The 15,390-nt window shown below is 31.1% G+C and carries 12 protein-coding genes; 9 read left to right on the forward strand and 3 right to left on the reverse strand.

Features of this window, described 5'->3' with window-relative positions; translation table 11 throughout:
- Positions 1-124 precede the first annotated feature (124 nt).
- From AC2TEO_RS17640 to AC2TEO_RS17665, 6 genes are all read left to right on the forward strand, one after another.
- Positions 125-3,151 carry a SusC/RagA family TonB-linked outer membrane protein gene (locus tag AC2TEO_RS17640; RefSeq protein WP_442266077.1) on the forward strand — a complete coding sequence of 1,009 codons (3,027 nt, stop codon included), beginning with the start codon at positions 125-127 and terminating at the stop codon, positions 3,149-3,151.
- A gap of 11 nt (positions 3,152-3,162) precedes the next feature.
- Positions 3,163-4,641, forward strand: coding sequence for a RagB/SusD family nutrient uptake outer membrane protein (locus tag AC2TEO_RS17645; RefSeq protein ID WP_442266078.1), 1,479 nt, complete (start codon positions 3,163-3,165; stop codon positions 4,639-4,641).
- A 14-nt stretch (positions 4,642-4,655) separates the two neighbouring features.
- Entirely contained in the window at positions 4,656-6,707 is a 2,052-nt protein-coding gene (locus AC2TEO_RS17650; protein ID WP_442266079.1) for a PKD domain-containing protein, read from the forward strand.
- A gap of 13 nt (positions 6,708-6,720) precedes the next feature.
- Positions 6,721-8,391, forward strand: a complete 1,671-nt coding sequence (locus AC2TEO_RS17655; RefSeq protein ID WP_442266080.1) for a glycoside hydrolase family 16 protein — start codon at positions 6,721-6,723, stop codon at positions 8,389-8,391.
- 70 nt (positions 8,392-8,461) lie between these two features.
- Positions 8,462-10,723: a beta-glucosidase BglX gene (gene bglX, locus AC2TEO_RS17660; RefSeq protein ID WP_442266081.1), complete on the forward strand. Its 2,262-nt coding sequence runs from the start codon at positions 8,462-8,464 to the stop codon at positions 10,721-10,723.
- Positions 10,723-11,496 carry a glycoside hydrolase family 16 protein gene (locus AC2TEO_RS17665; RefSeq protein WP_442266082.1) on the forward strand — a complete coding sequence of 258 codons (774 nt, stop codon included), beginning with the start codon at positions 10,723-10,725 and terminating at the stop codon, positions 11,494-11,496. The genes bglX and AC2TEO_RS17665 overlap by 1 nt, the downstream gene beginning before the upstream one ends.
- 297 nt (positions 11,497-11,793) lie before the next feature.
- Here the strand turns inward: AC2TEO_RS17665 and AC2TEO_RS17670 are convergent, their stop codons facing one another.
- The 3 genes from AC2TEO_RS17670 to AC2TEO_RS17680 are packed head-to-tail and all read right to left on the reverse strand — an operon-like array spanning position 11,794 to position 13,649.
- The gene (locus tag AC2TEO_RS17670) at positions 11,794-13,041 is read right to left on the reverse strand and encodes an FAD-dependent oxidoreductase (protein ID WP_442266083.1); all 1,248 of its coding nucleotides are present in this window, start codon (positions 13,039-13,041) and stop codon (positions 11,794-11,796) included.
- Between the two features lie 28 nt (positions 13,042-13,069).
- On the reverse strand, positions 13,070-13,474 hold the full coding sequence (locus tag AC2TEO_RS17675) for a DUF2452 domain-containing protein (protein ID WP_442266084.1): 405 nt from the start codon (positions 13,472-13,474) through the stop codon (positions 13,070-13,072).
- A 1-nt stretch (position 13,475) separates the two neighbouring features.
- A complete protein-coding gene (locus AC2TEO_RS17680; protein ID WP_442266085.1) occupies positions 13,476-13,649 on the reverse strand; it encodes a Lacal_2735 family protein in 174 nt (57 codons plus the stop codon).
- A gap of 186 nt (positions 13,650-13,835) precedes the next feature.
- Between AC2TEO_RS17680 and AC2TEO_RS17685 the strand changes: the two genes are divergently transcribed.
- The 3 genes from AC2TEO_RS17685 to AC2TEO_RS17695 all read left to right on the forward strand — a co-directional run bounded on the left by AC2TEO_RS17685 (position 13,836) and on the right by AC2TEO_RS17695 (position 15,053).
- Positions 13,836-14,057: a hypothetical protein gene (locus AC2TEO_RS17685; protein WP_442266086.1), complete on the forward strand. Its 222-nt coding sequence runs from the start codon at positions 13,836-13,838 to the stop codon at positions 14,055-14,057.
- 369 nt (positions 14,058-14,426) lie between these two features.
- Positions 14,427-14,663: a hypothetical protein gene (locus tag AC2TEO_RS17690; RefSeq protein WP_442266087.1), complete on the forward strand. Its 237-nt coding sequence runs from the start codon at positions 14,427-14,429 to the stop codon at positions 14,661-14,663.
- 12 nt (positions 14,664-14,675) lie between these two features.
- Entirely contained in the window at positions 14,676-15,053 is a 378-nt protein-coding gene (locus AC2TEO_RS17695; RefSeq protein ID WP_442266088.1) for a hypothetical protein, read from the forward strand.
- Positions 15,054-15,390: the final 337 nt, after the last annotated feature.

Below are 15,390 nucleotides of genomic sequence, written 5' to 3' on the forward strand. Positions count from 1 at the left end.
TAAACTATTGGTATTTATTGGGATAAGTGTGCTTTTTTGAATTGTATGTTTTTTGTATTGGGGTTTGTTAGCGATTTTATAAAAATCTACCGCTAATTTTATGATATAATCAAAAACTCTTTATATGAGAAAACTAATTACACTATTATTTTCTATAGCTATAGTTGTAATTCATGCACAAGAAACTAGTGTTAGTGGAAAAGTAATAGATTCAAAAACTGGTGAACCTATACCTGGGGTGAGTGTTATAATAAAAGACACAAAAAAAGGAACAGAAACAGATTTTGATGGTAACTATACAATTAATACAAAGAAAGGTGAATTTTTAATATTCAATTCTTTAGGGTATGTTACAAAATCTGTAATAGTTAGTGGTAATTTAATCAATGTATCTTTAATTGAAGATTCTCAACAATTAGAGGAAGTTGTAATTATTGGATATGGAAAAAAATCTAAAAAAGATGTAACTGGTGCAGTTTCTTTAGTTGAAGCAGAAGTTATAGAAGATTTAAAACCAGTTGATGCAAGTTTAGCACTACAAGGAACGTCAACAGGTATATCAATTAATCAAGCATCTGGTTCTCCAGGAGGTGATTTTAATATTTTAATACGAGGTATTAGTTCTAATAGTTCAAATGGACCTTTAATTGTTATAGATGGATTAGCCGGAGCGAATTTGAATACATTAAATCCAAGTGATATCGAATCGGTAACAGTTCTTAAAGATGCTCAAGCTGCAATTTATGGTATTCAAGGAGCAAACGGGGTAATTTTAGTAACAACAAAATCTGGTCGTAAAAACGGAAAGATGAAAATTACTTACGATGGTTATACAGGTATACAAGAAACATCAAAAAGATTAAATTATTTAAATGCTACTGAATATGCATTTCTTTTAAATGAAAGTTATGCTTCAGCAGGTCAAACTATTCCTTTTCCTGATGTAACAAGTATTTCAAACAATACGGATTGGCAAGATCAAATTTTCACAACAGCTTTTATGTCTAATCATAATATTAGCGTTTCTGGAGGAGCAGAAAAGATGAATTATTATTTAGGAGCTTCTCGATTAGAACAGGATGGAATTATCGCTCCAGATAAATCTAATTTTGTTAGAAATAACATCAGGCTTACTTTAGGAATTGATTTAAGTGATAAGGTAAAGCTATCAACAACGACCAATTATTTTACATTCGATAGAAAAGCTATTGCAGAAAACGGTTTAGGTTCTGTGTTATTCAATGCGTTGAATTATGCACCAACTTTTGCTTTAGATCAAGAAGATTCTAGTGGTTTTTTAGGAAACGAAGTGATTAATCCTTTATCTCAAATAAGAGATACTTACAATGAATATTTCGGATCTGGATTAGAGGGAATGTTTAAACTAGAGTATAAACCTTTTTCAGATGTAACAATCACTTCAAGAATAGGTTATAAAATATACAGTGATAAAGGAAAAACTTTTTTACCTATCGTAAATTATGGATCTGGTAAAGTATTCAACAGAGATCGAAGTCAAGTAGATCAATCTAGAACAAATTCTAATAATTACAACTGGGAGACGTTTATCAATTACAAAAGAACTTTTTATGAAGATCATAATGTAGATGTAACACTGGGTACAAGCATGCAAAAAAATTGGGGGGATGGACTTTTTGCAACGGGATTTGATGTACCGAATAATGCGTGGGAGTTTGCAGATATTGCTTTAGCTGATGGAATAAGTGATGCATTAACAAATGGTTCTTTTGTTTTTGATAATCGATTATTATCATATTTCGCAAGAGTACAATACGATTTTAAAGGAAAGTATTTAATTTCTGGAATGATTCGTAGAGATGCAGCCTCAGATTTTACTCCTGAAAATAGAGTAGATTATTTTCCTTCTGTAACTGGAGGTTGGAAAGTGTCTGAAGAAGAGTTTATGAAAGATTTAAAATTTATTAATTTCTTAAAACTAAGAGCTAGTTATGGATTTTTAGGAAACAATGCAGGAGGAAATCTTTTTAGAGCTCGATTAGATGGAGAAGCAACATATGTGCTTAACGATGCTTTAGTAAACGGAGTATCTGTAGGAAGGTTGCCAAATACTGAGGCAAGATGGGAGAGAGGTGAAAAATTAGATGTCGGTTTGGATATTACTCTTTTTAATAATAAACTAGAAGTATCTGGAGATTACTTCAGAGAAGATCGAAATGATTTATTAATAGCAAATTTACCAGTTTCTGGAATAACAGGAATATCGGCACCTGGTTCTGGAGGTCCAACTGTAAATGCAGGCTCTTCTCGTGTAAAAGGTTTTGAATTTGTATTAAAATATAAAGATGAAATTGGAGATCATTTTTCATATGATCTTAACTATAACTTAACAAAAGTAAATGGTGAAGTTACAGCTGTAAATGGAGGAGTATTTTTAGAAGGAGGTTCATTTGGTGTCGGTCAACCTGCACCGTCACGTATGGAAGTAGGACAACCTATAGGTTATTTTTATGGTTTACAAACTGATGGAGTTTTTCAAACGGTAGAAGAAATAAATAGCTCGCCTTCTCAATCAGGTTTATTAGGAGTTGATACTGTTCCGGGGGATTTAAAATTTGTAGATGTTAATGGAGATGGAGTAATAAATTTTGATGATAAAACGAATATAGGTAATCCACAAGCTGAATATATTATGGGACTAAACCTTGGTTTTAAATATAAAAATTGGGATTTCAGAAGCTATTTATATGCAGAGTTGAATAAAGATATGGTTAGAAATTATGAAAGAAATCAACCTAATGTAAATAGATTGGCATTATACTTAGATCGATGGAGAGGCCCAGGTACAAGTAATGAAGTACCAAGAGTTACTACAGGGGCAACAAATAATAGTTTGTTTTCTTCCTTTTATGTGGAAGATGCATCCTTCTTAAGAATTCAAAATATTCAAATAGGATATAGCTTACCACAAACACTTTTAGATAATATTGGTTTTTCTAAAGTCAGATTATACACTACAGTAAATAACTTATTTACGTTTACAAATTATAATGGTTTCGATCCAGCTTCAAGTGCAGGTTCATCACAGTTTAATCCAATCGGTTCAGGTATCGATGGAGGAATTTACCCTGTATCTCGTCAGTATATTTTAGGATTAAACTTAGCTTTTTAAAACGATAGAAAATGAAAAAATATATAAAGTCAATAGTATTTACGGTATTAATTTTAATGCTAGGAGCTTCATTTTATGGGTGTTCGGATGAATTCCTAGATGACACAAAAGAATTTAGTATCGATTCTGAAAACTTTTTTAATTCAGAAGATGATTATTATAGAGCATTAATTGGAGCTTACGATTTATTACAAGCAACTTATGTTAATGCCATGTTAGGTGAAATAGCTTCCGATAATACACTTTGTGGAGGTGAAAGTGCTACAGATGTTATTGGTTTTCAACAAATCGATGATATGATTCACACTGAAGTAAATAGCAATTTGCGAGATATCTGGAATTGGATGTTTGCTGGTGTTAATAGAGCAAATTATATTCTAGAGTTTAAAGATAAAACAGATTTCGAAGGAAAGAGTATCATCATTGCTGAAGCTAGATTTTTAAGAGCATATTATCACTTTGAATTGGTTAAGTGGTTCGGAGGAATTCCAATGAAAGGAGATGCAAGATTTAATGTTGGAGATGAAAAAAGTATTCCACGTGCAACAGTTGCAGAAGTTTATGCCTCTATTGAAGCGGATTTACAATTTGCCGTAGCAAACTTGTCTTATACATCACCGCAAGTGGGAAGAGCTAACAAAGGTTCTGCTCAAGCTTTATTGGGGAAAGCATATTTGTATCAAGATAAATTTGCTCAAGCTACTAATGTATTAGAAGATTTAATAAATAACGGACCTTTTGGTTTGGTTACAGACTACAATGTCATTTTTGAACATAGCGGTGAAAACGGAATTGAATCTGTTTTTGAAGTTCAATATACTGATGTTGAAGGCGCAGGATTTGGATGTTTACAATGTAGTGAAGGTAATGTAGCTGTAGGATTTAATGGAATAAGAAATTATAATGGACCTACATTCGATTCTGGTTTCAGCTTTAATATACCAGTACAAGAGGTATTTGATGCATTTGAAACAGGAGATAACAGAAGAGATGTTGCAATTTTAGATATAAATGCTTGGGCAGCTAGTACAGGAGCTACTTTTTCGGAAGGTTTCGAACATACTGGTTTCTACAATAGAAAATACATCGCTAGAAAAGGGGATTTAAATACGGGAGATGCAAATCTTACAAACCCTAATAATTATAGAGCTATTCGTTACGCAGATGTATTGTTAATGGCTGCTGAAGCATTAAATAGAGGAGGGATTAGTGATACAAGAGCACAAGAGTATTTAAATAGAGTTCGTAGAAGAGCTTTTGGGGATATGAATCACGATATTTCAGATTCAGGAAGTGCATTAACTCAAGCAATTTATAACGAAAGACGATTAGAGTTAGTTGGCGAAGGTCATAGATTTTTTGATTTGGTAAGAACAGGAAATGGAAACTTAATTAACGGATTTACTGTAGGTAAGAATGAGTTATTTCCTATTCCTATTGAAGAAATACAGTTTTCAAATGGAAATTGGAGTCAAAACCCAGGATATTAAACACAAATAAGATTATGAAGAAAATATATTATATCATATTAGGATTATTAGTTTTAGTAGGTTGTATAGAAGAAGATCGTGATCTATCTTTTGTAGACAGTTTGGTTTCTCCTACTAATGTTTCGGCGACTTATTCGTTAGCGCAAGACAATACGGGTTTGGTTACAATTACGCCCACAGCAGATGGTGCAAATAGTTTTAAAGTTTATTTTGGAGATGGTAGTTCGGATTTTGCTGATGTAGCTATTGGTCAAAGTGTTTCTCATGTTTATGTAGAAGGGACCTACATGGTAAAAATAGAGGCTTTTAATATCAGTGGAAAAAAATCAGAAGTAACACAAGAATTAGTTGTTTCTTTTAAAGCTCCAGAGAATTTAATGGTTACTATTGAAAATAGTGTAAGTGTTTCAAAGCAAGTTGATATTACAGCTACAGCAGATTACGCGACTATGTATGAGTTTTACTCAGGAGAATCAGGAGTAAGTCAACCAGTGGCTACAGCCAACATAGGAGAATCATTAAGTTATGTTTATCAAGCTCCAGGAGATTACGATATTCGAGTTGTAGCAAAAGGAGCAGCAATTGCGACTACAGAATATACAGCTACTTTTACGGTTACAGAAATTTTAGCACCAACTACAGCGGCCGCTGCGCCAAGAAGTAGAGTTGAATCAGATGTTATTTCATTATTTAGTGATGCTTATACTGATGTTAGTGTCGATACCTGGAATACAGTTTGGAGTGCAGCAAGTTTTGAAGATGTTATGATTGCAGGTAATGCGACAAAGAAATACACTGGGTTAAATTTTAATGGAATAGAAACAGTAAGTTCACCAGTAGATGCTTCAGGGATGGAGTTTATCCACTTAGATGTTTGGACTCCAAACATCACAGCTTTCCGTTTAAAATTAGTTGATTTCAAAGGAGATGGTTTTGGAGGAGCAGGTGATACCGAAGCGGAATTGTCATTTACTCCAACTCAAGGAGAATGGGTTTCTTTAGATATTCCTTTATCAGATTTTGCAGCAGCAGGAATGGAATCATTTTCAGATATCAATCAGTATATTATCTCAAGCGATCCAAGTGGAGCAGGTATTGTATTTATTGATAATGTTTATTTCTGGAAAAATCCAAGTAATACTACAAGTCAAGTTGTAGAAGGGTTTGAAGGAGCAGCACCAGTATTTACAAGTTTCGGAGGAGCAGGAGTAGAGGTTGTATCTAATCCAGATATGAGTGGAATTAACGCTACGGCTAATGTTGCCAGATTAACTAAAGGCTCAGGGTCAGAAGTTTGGGCAGGAGGATTCTTTGAAATTTCATCACCATTAGATTTAGCTACTTTTTCAAAAATTAGCGTAAAAACGTGGTCACCTAAACAAGGAGCAGTAGTGAAGTTAAAATTAGAGAATCAAGATGCTAGTATTACACATGAAGTCGATTTAAACACTACAGTTTCTAATGCATGGGAAGAATTGATTTATGATTTCAGTGGAGCCCCAACGGCCGATTATGTTCGTATAGTTATTTTCTTTGATTTTGGAGTCAATGGAGATGGTAGTGAATATTATTACGATGATATTACCCTAGTAAACGATTCAGGAGTTTCTTCGTTAGTATTCCAAGATTTTGAAGGTACAGCACCAAGTTTTACATCATTCGGAAATATAGCTGGAGTTGAAGTCATTACCAATCCAGACATGAATGGTGTAAATACTACATCTAATGTAGCAAAGTTAACAAAGACAAGTGGTTCAGAAGTTTGGGCAGGAGCTTTTTTTGAGACAGATACAGCATTAGATTTCACTACTTATTCAAAGATTAGTGTAAAAACATGGTCACCCAAACAAGGAGCAGTAGTGAAGTTAAAATTAGAGAATCAAGATGCCAGTATTACACATGAAGTTGATTTAAACACTACAGTTTCCAATTCATGGGAAGAATTGATTTATGATTTTAGTGGTGCACCAGCAGCCGATTATGTTCGAGTAGTTATTTTCTTTGATTTCGGAGTCAATGGAGATGGCAGTGAGTATTATTATGACGAATTAACATTAACGAATTAAACCAAGGATAGCAATGAAAATACAGAAATATATACCTCAAATAGTTATCATAATTTTTACAATGCTATTATTAAATAGTTGTGAAGAGAATAACTATGATTTTGGAGATATTATTACACCGAGTAATATTACTATTGAAGCAGAAATCATTGGTCAAGATACTACAAATCCTAACGGCGATGGTAGTGGAGTTGTAAATTTTAGAGCCACAGCAGAAAATGCTTTATCGTTTAAATTTATTTATAATGGTATTGAATCATCTAAACCAGATGGTAAAATCACATATAATTTTAGTGAATTAGGAGTAAATACATATACAGTAACAGTAGTTGCAATAGGTACAGGAGGAGTTTCATCAAGTAAAACAATACAAGTAGATGTATTAGCTTTATATGAAGCACCAGATGATTTAAAACAAATGTTATACGGATTCGATCCAGCAAATCCAGATGCAGTAACTTCAAAAACGTGGAGAGTGAAATCTGAAGTAAATGCGCATTTTGGAGTAGGTCCTCCAGAAGAAACATCACCAATTTGGTTCGCAGCTCCTCCAGGAGATAAAGCAAGTACTGGAATGTACGATGATCGTTATGTTTTCAATTCAGATGGAACGTTTAAGATTATTACAAACTCGGTAAATGATGATCCTACAGAAGATCCTTCTGGAACAATTTTCGGGCAGGCAGGACCATTAGATCAAGATTTTGGAGATCAGGGATTAACACCAAACGGAAATAACGAACATGAGAATTATGCAAAAGATGATTTTACGGGAACATGGAGTTTAACTGCACCGGCTGGGCAAGAAACTTTAACTCTAACAAATAATGGTTTTTTCGGTTTTTATGTGGGAAATAGTGGAACATTTTCAATTTTAAGTAGGTCAGCAACAGAAATGAATGTTAAGATTATAGGAAATGATGGTTTAAGTTGGTTCTTTATTTTAACGACAGAAGAACCTGTGTCAACTTCTCCTTCTGTCTTTAATACATTAATTTGGGAAGATGATTTTGAAACCAATGGTGCACCAGATCCAACAAAATGGACTTATGATATTGGTACAGGAACAAATGGTTGGGGAAATAATGAAGTACAATATTATACAGATAGAGCAGATAATGCGGTAGTTGTGAATGGAAACCTGGTAATTACAGCAAAGCGAGAAAACTTTTTAGGAAGTGGTTACACTTCAGCAAGACTAAAAACACAGGGACTATTTAATTTTAAATACGGTAGAGTAGATGTTAGAGCAAAGTTGCCCGAAGGAGCTGGTACTTGGCCTGCAATTTGGATGCTAGGCTCTAATTTCCCTACAGTAGGTTGGCCTTTTTCTGGCGAGATTGACATTATGGAGCAAACAGGAGCTGATAAAAACACAGTTCTAGCAACTTGTCATTGGCAAGATACAGCAAGTAATACAAAAGCAGATTTTGGTCAAACAACTTCAATTACTAATGCAACATCAGAATTTCATTTATATACTTTAGAATGGACAGAGTCTAGTATTAGCATGTATTTAGATAATGTTAAATATTATGAATTAGCCAATACTTCAGCTTTGCCATTCAATGAGAATTTCTTTTTGATCTTAAATGTAGCAATGGGAGGAACTTTAGGTGGCTCTATTGATTCAAGCTTCTCAGAAGCTACAATGGAAATTGATTACGTTAAAGTATTTCAATAGTGTAAATTAGTTTGATTAATTCAAAGAGGTTAAATTAGTAGTACTGTTTAACCTCTTTTAAATTTAAATTATGAAAAAATGTATACTACTACTATCCATTTTTTTTGTGCTCGCTAATTGTAAAAGTGAGTCAAAACTAAATGTTGAATCCAAAAGTGATATAGATAAAAAAGTAGATTCTCTATTGGGTGTAATGACCTTAGAAGAGAAAATAGGACAAATGAATCAGTATAATGGTTTTTGGGATGTAACTGGACCAGTTCCAAGTGAAGGAGATGCAGCTAAGAAATATGATCATTTAAGAAAAGGCTTGGTAGGATCTATGCTAAATGTTCGTGGAGTAGCCAATGTTCGTAAAGTTCAAAAAGTAGCTGTAGAAGAAAGCAGATTAGGAATTCCTTTAATTATTGGTTTTGATGTTATTCACGGGTATGAAACCCAAAGTCCAATTCCCTTAGCAGAATCTGCAAGTTGGGATTTAGAAGCAATAAAAAAATCAGCACAAATGGCTGCTAAAGAAGCTGCTGCTGCTGGTATAAATTGGACTTTTGCTCCGATGGTAGATATTTCTAGAGATGCAAGATGGGGAAGAGTTATGGAAGGAGCAGGAGAAGATGTGTATTTAGGAAGTAAAATAGCTGTTGCTAGAGTAGAAGGATTTCAAGGAGAAGATTTATCAAATGAAGAAACATTAGTTGCTTGTGCAAAACATTTTGCAGCGTATGGATTTGCTGAATCTGGAAAAGATTATAATACAGCTGATGTTGGAGTTTCTACATTATATAATACAATTTTACCACCTTTTAAAGCTGCTAAAGATGCTGGAGTACGAACTTTTATGAATTCATTTAATGAGCTTAATGGTATTCCTGCTACTGGTGACAAATTTTTACAAAGAGAGATTTTAAAAGGAGAATGGAATTTTGATGGTTTTGTAGTTTCAGACTGGGGATCGATTATGGAAATGATGGATCATGGATTTGCTAAGGATAAAAAACATGCTGCAGAGTTAGCTGCAAACGCTGGCTCTGATATGGATATGGAATCGTATGCGTACGTGAATGAATTAGCAAATCTGGTTAAAGAAGGTAAAGTATCAGAAGCTGTAATTAATGATGCAGCAAGAAGAATTTTAAAAGTTAAATTCGAATTAGGGTTATTTAAAGATCCTTATAAGTATTGTAATGAAACAAGAGAAAAAGAAGTTATTGGAAGTAAAGAAATGCACGATGCTGCGTTAGATATGGCTAAAAAATCTATTGTTTTATTAAAGAATGAAAATAATATACTACCTCTTGAGAAAGAAGGAAAAAAAATAGCTTTAATAGGAGCTTTAGCTGCAGATAAAAATAGTCCTTTGGGAAGTTGGAGATTAGCTGCAAAAGACAATTCAGCAATTTCAGTTTTAGAAGGAATGCAAAAATATTCAGGAAATCAACTTACTTTTTCAGAAGGAGCAAAAGTAGTTTTTGGAAATACAAATTTTATTAATGAAGTTGAAGTTAATTCAAAAGATACATCTAAATTTCAAGAAGCTATTCAGAATGCAAAAAAAGCAGATGTTGTAGTTATGGTTTTAGGTGAAGTTGGCTTTCAAAGTGGTGAAGCACGAAGTAGAGCAAACCTAGGTTTACCTGGTGTTCAGCAAGAATTATTAGAAGAAATTTATAAAGTAAACAAAAACATAGTTTTAGTCTTAAATAATGGAAGACCTTTAACTATTACTTGGGCAGATGAGCACATTCCTACTATTGTAGAAGCATGGCAATTAGGTTCTCAGGCAGGAAATGCAATTGCAGAAGTTTTATATGGAGATTATAATCCAAGTGGTAAATTACCTATGACTTTTCCTAGAGCTGTTGGTCAAGTTCCAATATATTATAATCCGAAAAATACTGGTAGACCAGGACCTAAAAAAGAAGTATTTTGGTCGCACTATCAAGATGAATCTAACGCGCCTTTATATCCATTCGGGCACGGATTAAGTTATACAACTTTTAAATATGAAAATATTTCTGTTGATACTTCATTAAAAGAAAACATTAAAGTGTCTGTTACGGTAACAAATACTGGAAAAGTGAAAGGAAAAGAAGTTGTACAATTATATCTTAGAGATGTAATAGGAAGTGTTACAAGGCCAATAAAAGAATTAAAAGGTTTTGAACTTATTGAATTAGAACCTTCAGCATCAAAAGAAATTACTTTCAATCTTACAAAAAATGAACTTGGATTTTTTAACAATAAGGGAGAATTTATTGTTGAACCAGGAGAGTTTAAAGTTTTTGTAGGTGGAAGTTCAGTAACTTCACTAGAAACAATATTTAATTACTAATGAAAACAATAGCCCCCATTTACGTTTTATTTTTTCTAATCATATTTTTTTCATGTGAAAAAAAGAATGAAAAGAAACTGATTTTCCACCAAGATTTTAACTCAGAAGTTTTAGATACAAAGTTTTGGAGTTATGATCTTGGTAATGGTTGTCCCAATTTATGTGGTTGGGGTAATAATGAGCGCCAGCTTTACACTAAAGAGAATGTGTCATTAAAAGATGGTAATCTTGTTATAAAAGGAACAAAGAAAGATTCGTCTTACTTCTCAGGAAAAATACATACAAAGTCTAAATTCGAATTTACCTATGGAACTATTGAGGTAAAAGCTAAACTACCTAAAGGTCATGGTTTATGGCCAGCTATTTGGATGTTAGGGTACGATATCGATAAAAATACTTGGCCAGCTTGTGGTGAAATTGATATTATGGAATATGTAGGAAAAGAACCAAGTACTATTTACAATTCTTTACACAATAGCTCTAGTTATGGAAATACAATTAATTCCAAGAAAACAGTAATAGATAATATAGAAGAAGGTTTTCATCTTTATAAGACAAAATGGACTAAAGAATCCATTGTGTTTTATATAGATGATGAGGAAGTTTATACATATGCTCCGAATAAAAAGGATGAAAAAAATTGGCCTTATGATAAACCATTTTATTTGATTTTAAACATGGCTATAGGTGGAAATTTTGGAGGTCCTGAAGTAGATGATACTATATTTCCTCAAGAATTCATTATAGATGATATAAAGATTTACGCTAATTAAAATTTAATTTTAATTCGTTTGAATTTAAATCTTCATAATTACAAAAAAGATCATCTTTTGGATGATCTTTTTTATTTTTAAAGAGTTGGTTTTTAGTTTTCTATTTGAGTTTTTTTGTTCGTTTAACCTAAGTATTAAGTCTTTTGTCGAAAGAATATTGTTTTATGTCTAATTTTAAATTAGCTGACAGAAGTGTGTAAGTATATTTGCCGTCGGTTTTATACCAAATATCTTATTCCCCCACTTATAAAGTCACACTGTTTAGTGTGACTTTTTAAAAAAAACAATATTATATATTTAGTTGCTTAAGTGTTTATTATTTATGTTTTTAATAATTTCTTTAGCAGCATTTTCTCCAGAGTACATAGCTGCATTTAAAGAGCCGTTAAATAAATAATCACCTGCTAAAAAAGTATTACTATTTATTTTAATACTATTGGTGTTTGTAATTGTTTTATTTTTTGGAAGAGCTAATGGAATTGAATAATCTTTAATAAATTTAGGATCTTTTATATTGCAAATTTCTTCTAGTTCCTGAATTACTTTTTTTATTAGATCATCGTGGTTTAATTCATGATTTTTTACAACTGTAACAGATAAAAGTTCATTTTTAGGTGTTTTTTCTGTTTTTAAACTTGTATGATAAAATATATTGTTAATTAAAGATTTTTTATTAGTTATTAATCCTATTAGAGCTTTGTCGATAATTTTAGATGATGTTTCAAAGTATAGTGTGTGACAAGATTTCCATTCTGAAAATTTAGTAGTATTAGTATTTAAAATCTCATTAGGATTTACAGTTAATACATTATAGTTACTTTTAATAATTTCTCCATTATTAAGATAAATCTCTGAATTAATTATTTTTTCTACTTTGGTATTAAATATGATATTTGTTTTTTTTAGTTTATTTTTTAGTTGATTCGGAATTGCTTGCATACCAGCTTTAGGAATTGCAGCATAACCTTCACCAAACATTTTATAAATAAACTCAAATAGTCTACTAGACGTTTCTAAGTTGTTTTCTAGAAAAATACCACTAAAAAAAGGAAGGAAAAAGTTATCTATAGCTTTAGAAGAAAAACCAAAATCTGTTAAATATTTGTAAGTAGAAGTTTCTTTATCTGTATATATGTTATTAATGGTTTTCTTTTGTAAAGTACGATTCAATTTAAAAACCTTTAACTTGTCTTTAAAAGAAAGTAAGTTAGAAAAGAGAGTGGAGAATAAGAATGATAAATCCCTTATAGGATCTCCAATAGCAGACATAGATTTATTATTAAAAATAATGGCTCCAGGTGATATTTTTTGAAGATCTAAATCATTATAATCTAAATACTTTTTAGCAAGCGGATAAGAAGTTAAAAGGACTTGAAAACCATGATCTAACTGATAATTATTTATATAGTCTGTTTTTATACGCCCACCAACTTTGTCTGTAGTTTCAATTATAGTTGGAGCATATCCTTGTTGTTCAAGTACAATAGCAGCTACCAAGCCACTAACACCAGCGCCTACAATAGTGATATCTAGATTTTTTTTCATAACGAATACTTATTAGATATAAAATAATTTAGCTTACCTTTTCCCAAGTTTGATCGGCATTTAAAATAAAACTCCCCACAAAATTAAAGTTGCATTGATCTGGTGCAATAAGTGATAAAAAGTGAATTCCTTTTTTGTTGATGTACAAATGATATGTTTGACCAATAATTGGTTCAAAAGAAAATTCAGCATTTAAAATCAAATTATTGTATTCAAACTCTTCCATCATTTTAGCATAAGCTTCTTTAAGTTCTTCGTACTTCGTTTTAATTTTATGATTTACTTTATTAGTAACTCTGTTTTTCCAAGCTGTGTTATCATCAATCGTAATTTTAGGAGCGCCAACAGAAGTCGAATAAGGTTTTAAAGCAGCATCATACGATTCTGTTTCATAGTTGTATACAACATAGTCAGGCTTTTTTCCTTTTTCCATATTATTGTTGTTTGTTTAAAGATTCTATTTGCTGTAAAATTTGATCAGCTTCATAAGCCTTTTCATCACTTAGTTTTCTATTTACTGTAGAAAGTTTATATGATTCTTCCAGTAATTTTTTGTAACGATCTTCTAATTTTTCTTTTAGTGATTTTGATTTGAAAAAATTAAACATAAATACACAATTAATAAAAACAAAGATAATTTTTTTGTTTATATTTATTGTGTAAAAATTAAACAAAAAAATATTATGAAGGATTTCCTTTATTTAAAATAATTCAAATTAATAAACAATAGGAATTTATTAACATATCTTGTGATGATGTTTAATTATATTTGAATAAGTTTAAACAAAATTATTATGGATATACTAAGTGAAGCATTAGCATTCGAACAAGCCAAGATGAAAAACATGACTACAAGTGATAGAGTAGTTGCATCAAGAGAGGCAAAAAGATTAGTGTTAGCATTGAATGAAATCTATAAAAGAACTAAAGACGCTAAACTAATGGATATAATGAAACGTTTAACCGTTAAGAAAAGAAAGATTGAATCACGATTAAAAGGAAAACCTCTGTTATAGATTATTACAACAAAATCTTTCTTTTTCTAATTTTCTTCCCTCAATTAATGAGCTAATCTAATAAACTTAGGTTAGCTTTTTTTATTAATTGATATTTACATTTTTTTGATTTTAATTCATTTTACGAATATTTATTATAACCTCACGAATATGGGTTTGGTAATTTAAATTAAAGCTCTCTCTTATACTTTTGAACTTTATAACCAAAACATCATTTAGAATAAAAAAATAATAACTATTAAAGAAGAGTATAATTCTTTAGAGGAATTACAAGGGGTTATCAATAAAAAGTCAGAATACAATTCGAATATTCAATACGATAAATGGGAAATTAGAAAAGATGCTGAGGGGAATATGCAAAAGTGTATTATGGTTAAAAAAAGTGCAATGCATGGGTTAAAGGTTTACTTCTTAGATGATTTAACAATAGAATTGAGTTATACAATTCTTAATGTTTTTTTACATGGATGGTTTGGGAAAAGCCAAAAAGCTTACAGAGGTATTGATGAAATTATTTTAGGTAAAATTAAAGATGCTTTATTAATAGATTCTCAAAAGAAAGCTTTTAATGAAATGGAACAAATTTATACAGGAATTATAGTGTAATTTTTAATTATTATGAAAAAAATTATCTATTTACTATGTTTCTTTTTTTTTAGTGTTCAAGCTTCCTCACAAGAAGAATGGATGAAAACAACTGGAACTATTAAAAAAATAGAAAAGAAACGTAGGGGAAAAACTATTGCTATAGTTAGCTTTACAACAGAAGAAGGAAAAACTACTGAAACTTATGTAGAATTGATAGGGCTTCCAGTTATTGGAACTTTTAAATCTACAGGAGATATAATTAAAATCTATTATGATAAGAATAATCCAGCTATAGTAAGAGATGAAGATGGCAAGTTTTTATCTCAATATGGTATGATTGTTTTAATAGTATTAGGAGTGTTTTTTTCTTTAAAGAAATTTAAAGATGTCAAAAAATTTCAAAATTAATTTTAAAGGAACAATTTCCTTAAAACACATGAAAAATATCGTTTAAATACTAATACAAGTTTTGATTTTTGATGCAAACTTTATGATGATATGTAGAGAAAATTAATTACTAATTTTTTAATGAATTCTACCCATCAAATTCAATAACTGTTATGAAATTTATGTTTAGTTTAAAAATAAGTAAGTAGTAAATCTATATGTTTTTAGAACCAATTTAGATAGAAAAGAAATAAATATAAGGGAAAAATTTAAGGAAAAGGACTACTTAAAATTTAAAGACGAAACAGAATTGATTGTAATAAAAGCTTTAAAGTGAAAAAAGTTTGGAGAGTCAATT

Source organism: Tenacibaculum aquaeponti (assembly GCF_057221555.1).